Source organism: Pseudomonas sp. 10C3 (genome assembly GCF_036346185.1).
Taxonomy (GTDB): domain Bacteria; phylum Pseudomonadota; class Gammaproteobacteria; order Pseudomonadales; family Pseudomonadaceae; genus Aquipseudomonas.
Map to the genome: position 1 here is coordinate 23409 of NZ_JASJVE010000042.1, position 6000 is coordinate 29408.

A 6000-nucleotide genomic window follows, 5' to 3' on the forward strand; every position below is an offset into this window, starting at 1 on the left:
TCATTTTATTAAGTTCTGACCTGCAAAAACTGAACGATTCTCAAATGCAGCCCCAAACAAAAGGTGGTCCGAGTTTTGAGCACAACCAGCGCCTTTATTACATCGTGCACTAAAACCTATATCTTACCTTCTTATCCACAAAAGAATTATAGTTTTATCTGGCTGCAGCTAATCATGTGGGTGTCGGAAAATTAATGGGTTCGCCATCGGAAATGCTACCGCCCCAGGATTCCTATTAGGCCCTGATGCTATTTGCTGAAAATTGGCAATCCCATAAAAAAATGCGCAGTAAACTGCCAACTAAAGCAGTTCAAGAAAATTGCTTACGAATTCTTTCTACTTGGATTATCACTGACTGAATCGTTCAAAAAACGAAGAAATTTCTCTATCCATTGTAGGAATTTTCTTTAATTGCTCCCTCCCTGGCCTAGCCATGGCTGGCGCATTGCGGTGCTCATATGCAAATTTGGATTTTGGAAGGCTGGCTAGTGTACAGAGCCGATTTTGCCCACTAACCAAATGGCACCCCGCGCTTTGGGGAGCATGCCAACACGACGCCAGAACATGACCAACCCGACGGCCAATAAACGGCCAGCACTATCTTAAGAGTCCTTAGCTCGTGGTTTGTTGGCCTCTGGATGCTGCCTGCACGATCCATACTTTGGGCTCCAGCGGAGCACGCCAAGACGGGACTCGGTGACCTGCTCGAGTAATCGACGGGCCGTGTTTATAGGAAGGGCGGATTTGAGTCCGCGGCCGGGCTTGTCGAGCAGGCCTTCTAGACGTAGCGTCTGAAAACGTTGGCACCAACAGGTAATCGTAGGGGTGTTACATCAGTTGGCCATCGGTTTCCACACTCAAACAACCCTGGGCTGCCAGCAGGATACTTGCGCGCGACGACCTCCGCGCTGACTGATGTTGGGCAAGCTTAGACGGCGGCTCAGTTCGCGAACCGAACTGAAACTGCCGTCACGCAGGGACACCGTGATATCGCGAAAGAAGCGTTCAACCCTGTTCATCCACGAACTGGAGGTCGGAGTGAAGTGCATGTTGAAGCATTTGTGCTTCTCAAGCCACGCCTTTACTTTTGGATGCTTGTGCGTGGCATAGTTGTCGGCGATCAAATGCAGCTGAAGATGCTTGAGCGTTTCGCGATTGATCTTCTTGAGAAACTCCAGCCATTCCTGATGCCGGTCTTGGCGCTCAATGGAACTGATCAAGCGTCCCTGAAGATAATCCAGCACAGTGAACAAGGTTGCGTTGCCATGGCGGACATAGTCGTGCAATTACGTGCGCAATTGCACGACTCCCAAAAGCAGTCCGGGCTGGGTGCGCTCCAAGGCCTGGACCTGGTTTTTCATCGCAACGGAGCACCAATGCCTTATCCGGCGGATCCAGATACAGCCCAATGACGTCCCAACATTTTTCTTCGAAGTTTGGATCGTTGGACAGCTTGAAGGTGCGTGTCAGGTGCGGTTTTATGTCGTTGGCGACCCATATCCGCTGGACGCTGGCCGGTGAAATGCCAGCGACTCGAGCCATGCTTCGACAGCTCCAGCGGGGCTGACCGATACGCGGCTGAGTAACTTGCTCAAGGGTTCGTTTCACTTCGGCCGGCAGGGATGGCTTCCGACCTCGTCCGGGCAGGCCCACCAGGACTTGCAGACGCAGCTCTTGAAAGCGCTTGCACCAGCGGGTGACTGAAACAACGGAGAGAGCGGTCAACTGGGCAATCTCGTTACGAGAATAACATTGAGCGACTAGCAAAATCACCTGCACGCGACGACCGTACGGCGTTTTGCAAGGTAGTTGTCGCGTCAGCTGTGTTTTATGCGGCTATTTTCAGTGTCGGTAACTCTCTTTCCGGATTGAGTGTGACCGCGCAGATGGGCTGCCAATTGCGTGTCGCACCTGACCAGCGATGTGGATGTTGATTACGAGCTTGCTGATAAAGGGCATGACGCTTGGCCAAGATCTCTTGATCATCGCCTCGATGACGCTGCGCCGGGGTCACGAAGCGGATGCGGATGCGGCTGTGGCGGTGTTGGTGGTTGTACCAACTGATAAAATCGCGCACCCAGCTGCGTGCCGCGTCCAAATCTGCAAAACCACCAGTAGGCCATTGCGGGCAATATTTCAGGGTTCTAAACAGCGATTCTGAGTAGGGATTATCTTTACTCACCCGTGGTCGCCCTCGTGACGGGGTGATGCCGAGTTCGTACAGTTTGCTCAGCAGCGTCACCGATTTCATCGGTGCGCCGTTGTCCGAGTGCAGCACCAAGGGCCGTCCGGCGCAGCGTTCGGTGAGCACGGTGCGCTGCATCAGTTCGGCCGCCAGCTCGCCACTTTCTTGCTCGTAAACCTCCCAGCCCACGGCCTTTCGGCTGTAGATGTCCTCGATCAAATACAGATAGTAGTACTTCCCACGCACTGGCGATGGAAGGTAGGTAATGTACCAAGACCAGACCTTATTGGCTGTGGCTGCGCTGTAAGTCGTCGGCGCAGCATGTTTGTGCGGCGCATGGCTGCGGCCACGTCGGTGCTACTGATCAGCCTTCTTGAGGACGCGGTAAAAGGTCGCTTCTGAGGCCAGGTAACGGCCTTGGTCGGCCAGTATCGGCACGATCTGGCTCGGCGGCAGGCTGACGAATGGCGGGCTGTTACAGACATCCAAAATAGCGCAACGCTCCTGCTCGCTCAGGGCATTGAGTGGTCGCGGGCGTAACGTGGTGGTGCGCACATCGGCCTGCATCACAGGCGTCAGCGCCCAGCGTTGCAGGCTGCGCAGCGACAGCCCGATTTCTTCGCTGGCAATCGTTTTGCGCGCACCAGAAGCCACAGCATGGTTATAACGTTCAACGAGTTGTTGCCGTTCTGGCAGCGAGGTTAGACGTCCTCGTTGTCGTTTCCCCAGAAGGCATTCATCTTTTTTCGCAGTACCAGGATCACGGCGGTTTCTGCCAGCGCCTTATCTTTACGCCGCAGCTCGCGCTCCAACTCGGCGATACGTTTTTTGTCGGCACGTGCCTGCTCTCGCTCGGCCTGGCGTTGTGCCTGAGCTGACAGCTGGCCACTGATGCAGGCCTGTCGCCAAGCGCTGATTTGCTCCGGGTACAAACCCTTGCTGCGACAGTATTCGCTGAGTTCGATCTCGCTCAACGTGGCCGTGTGCAACACAGCTGCGAACTTGGCTTCAGCCGACCAGTTATCGGCACTGCTTTTATCTCCGGGCACCACTGCGCCTCCTGCTTTGAGCTTGGTTCGCCAAGCATACAGGGTGGCTTGAGAGATGCCTTCTTGACGCGACAACTCGGCCACGGACATGTTTTGAGGGGGCAGCAATTTGTTGATAAGGGCCGCTTTACGCTCAGGTGAATAGCTCGACATTACAGCTCTCTTTGACGCCCCCGATCTATCGTTGAAAGGCCCTTTCCAGGCGTCTTGCCAACATGAAAGCTACATCACGTCAAAGCTCTCAGCAGCCTTACATAGCCAGATACGCAGTAAAGTCAGAATAGGAAATAAAATACATAAATTTAAGCTGTTCTATCAAAGATTTCCAACTGAAAGCTAGTATTTGCTATGGAACCGTTTACGTCAAAGCTCGTACGCCACTCTGATCAACTAACCGTTCAATAAAGAACTCGACCCCTCCACTCGGTGAGCTCTCTAAAGGCCAGCGATTAACTTTTTGTGCGAGTGCATTGAATCCCAAGGCTGCTTTGGAACGCGGGGAAATTTCACTTAGCGCACGCTGACGCCTAAGTGCATTAACAACGCATTCATCATAGATCACAGCGCCAGCATAATGCAATGCCGCGTCAAGATAGGCATCTGTCATTTTGGTTAATGTATTGAATAGATTGATGCCTTCTTGCTGACTCCGCACCATATTAGCCAATATCCGAAACCGAACAATACTATAGTCCCTATTTAGTATTCTTATAAATGCGTAGGCGTTCGTGATAGAGGCTGGCTCGTTGCACACAACGACCAGAACCTCCCGTGCTGCCCGGACGAAGTTAACGACTAGATCACCTATTCCAGATGCGGTGTCAATCACTAACACATCAATATCGTCATCAAGGTCGCTGAAGGCTTGGATCAGCCCACCGTGCTGCGTGGTCGTTAGATTCATCATACTCTGATTGCCTGAGGCAGCAGGTATGATACGAATTCCACTAGGCCCTCGAAGCAATATGTCACGCAGTTCACAGCGACCTTCGACTACGTCGACAAGAGTGACTTCGGGGTTAAGACCAAGCGAACAGTCAATATTTGACAGTCCAAAATCAGCATCCAGTAAGACTACGCGCTTGCCGAGCTTGGACAGCGCCAGTGACAAATTTATAGAAACAGTAGTCTTGCCAACACCGCCTTTACCACTGGTGACGGCGATAACCTGTACAGGGCGCATATTATTCATCGTGCTCTCGTTCTATTCAATTTAGTAACTGCAAGCTCTACTGAAATCAATTGACATAAGAAACCCTGACGGCACTAATAAATATTCTTCGACAATAAGGTGAGGGGGGTCTTCATCAGAATTTTTATATCAAGCCATAATGACCAGTTGTTGATGTAATACAGGTCGATCTCGACACGCTTTTGCATTTTATCGATTGTTTCAGTTTCCCCCCTGCAACCGCTGATCTGGGCCAGACCGGTAATACCGGGCTTGATACGGTGGCGTGTCATGTAGGCGCGAATTTTTCCAGTATAGTAGTCATTGTGGGCGATGGCATGTGGACGTGGCCCAACTAGCGCCATATGGCCTTGCAGAACATTGAAAAACTGAGGCAATTCATCGAGAGATGTACGCCGTATAAATTGGCCCACCGCTGTAATGCGTGAATCATTACGGCTGGCCTGTCGGACATGCTGGTCGTCATGTAGCCGCATTGAACGAAATTTCCAAACACTGATAATCTTTCCGTTCCAGCCATGGCGCTCTTGCTTGAAAATAACCGGCCCCTCAGAGGACAGTTTAACGGCAATGGCAATCAGTAACAGGAGTGGACTCAGGACGATAAGGGCAGCAAGTGCTAAACCATGATCCAACAAAGCCTTACTCAAGGCCGCCGTCGGGTAGCTGGTCAGGGGGCTTTCATTGAGGTGAATGGCAGGCAAGCCATCCAGTTCGCTTACCGAATGATTAAGGAGCGTCATGCTGTTCAGATCTGGAACCCAGACGACGTCAACATTTAAATCAAGAAGATCAATATACAAGGCCTCGATGCGCTGCACTTCGCTTAACGAAAGGGCAATATACAAGCACCGAACACCATGACTATTTATTAGTGCGCGCAACTCATCTAGCTGGCTTACTACGAAGGTGGGTATCGAACCACTTAGCTCTGTAGGTACCAAACTAACAAGACCAACCAAGGTAAGGTGCTCATGCTTAGACAGCGTGCCGGCCAACTTTAATGCAAGCGCGTTATTCCCTATGATCAACGTTTTATGCTGGCGATTTAATTGCCGATGGTAATATCCGGATAGGTAGTGAATTGGAACATATAGCAATATCTGCACGCACAAACCCAGCAGCGACCATACTATTATGATTTCCAGTGAAAACAAGTCACTCGTATTACTCAGCAAACCGATGCTTGCCAAACCGAGTAACGTAACCAGCCAACCCAGCGAAAGCCTGCATAACCCATTTAAGTGATGATGTTTTTTATGATACACATGGAGCAGAGAATAGCACGGCACAGACCCCAGCAGCGTCAGGGCTGCAAGTACGCGGTATTGAGAATTTACGGCCCCCGTTTGATAATAAGCAAGGATAAACAACAGTGCAATGACAACGGACATCGCAGTGGTCCACTGCCCCCAGAATGTGAACCCCTTAGCTACCAATTTTCGGTTTATACGAGTGTGTACCAAAGCGCAAGTCCTATTGTGTTGTTACCTGCTCATCTATGCATGACAACCAACCTGTATTGATGGCTGACGCAACCCACTCACCTTATATGCTGTCTCTTATACACATCT

The 6000-nt window shown here is 51.1% G+C and carries 2 protein-coding genes and 2 pseudogenes; all 4 read right to left on the reverse strand.

Going from position 1 to position 6000, the window contains the following annotated elements; all coding sequences use genetic code 11:
• Positions 1 to 941: 941 nt before the first annotated feature.
• Positions 942 to 1788 (reverse strand): annotated as a pseudogene (locus QN399_RS25405) (IS630 family transposase); the annotation flags it as partial.
• 40 nt (positions 1789 to 1828) lie between these two features.
• Positions 1829 to 3387 (reverse strand): annotated as a pseudogene (locus QN399_RS25410) (IS3 family transposase).
• Between the two features lie 205 nt (positions 3388 to 3592).
• Positions 3593 to 4426, reverse strand: coding sequence for a MinD/ParA family protein (locus QN399_RS25415; protein WP_322178752.1), 834 nt, complete (start codon positions 4424 to 4426; stop codon positions 3593 to 3595).
• Positions 4427 to 4500: 74 nt separating this feature from the next.
• Entirely contained in the window at positions 4501 to 5892 is a 1392-nt protein-coding gene (locus QN399_RS25420) for an undecaprenyl-phosphate glucose phosphotransferase (protein WP_330201856.1), read from the reverse strand.
• Positions 5893 to 6000: the final 108 nt, after the last annotated feature.

What these genes read in the sequence shown, in the direction of transcription:
- QN399_RS25415 (WP_322178752.1), bottom strand. Translation starts at nt 4,426, where the DNA reads ATGAATAATATGCGCCCTGTACAGGTTATCGCCGTCACCAGTGGTAAA.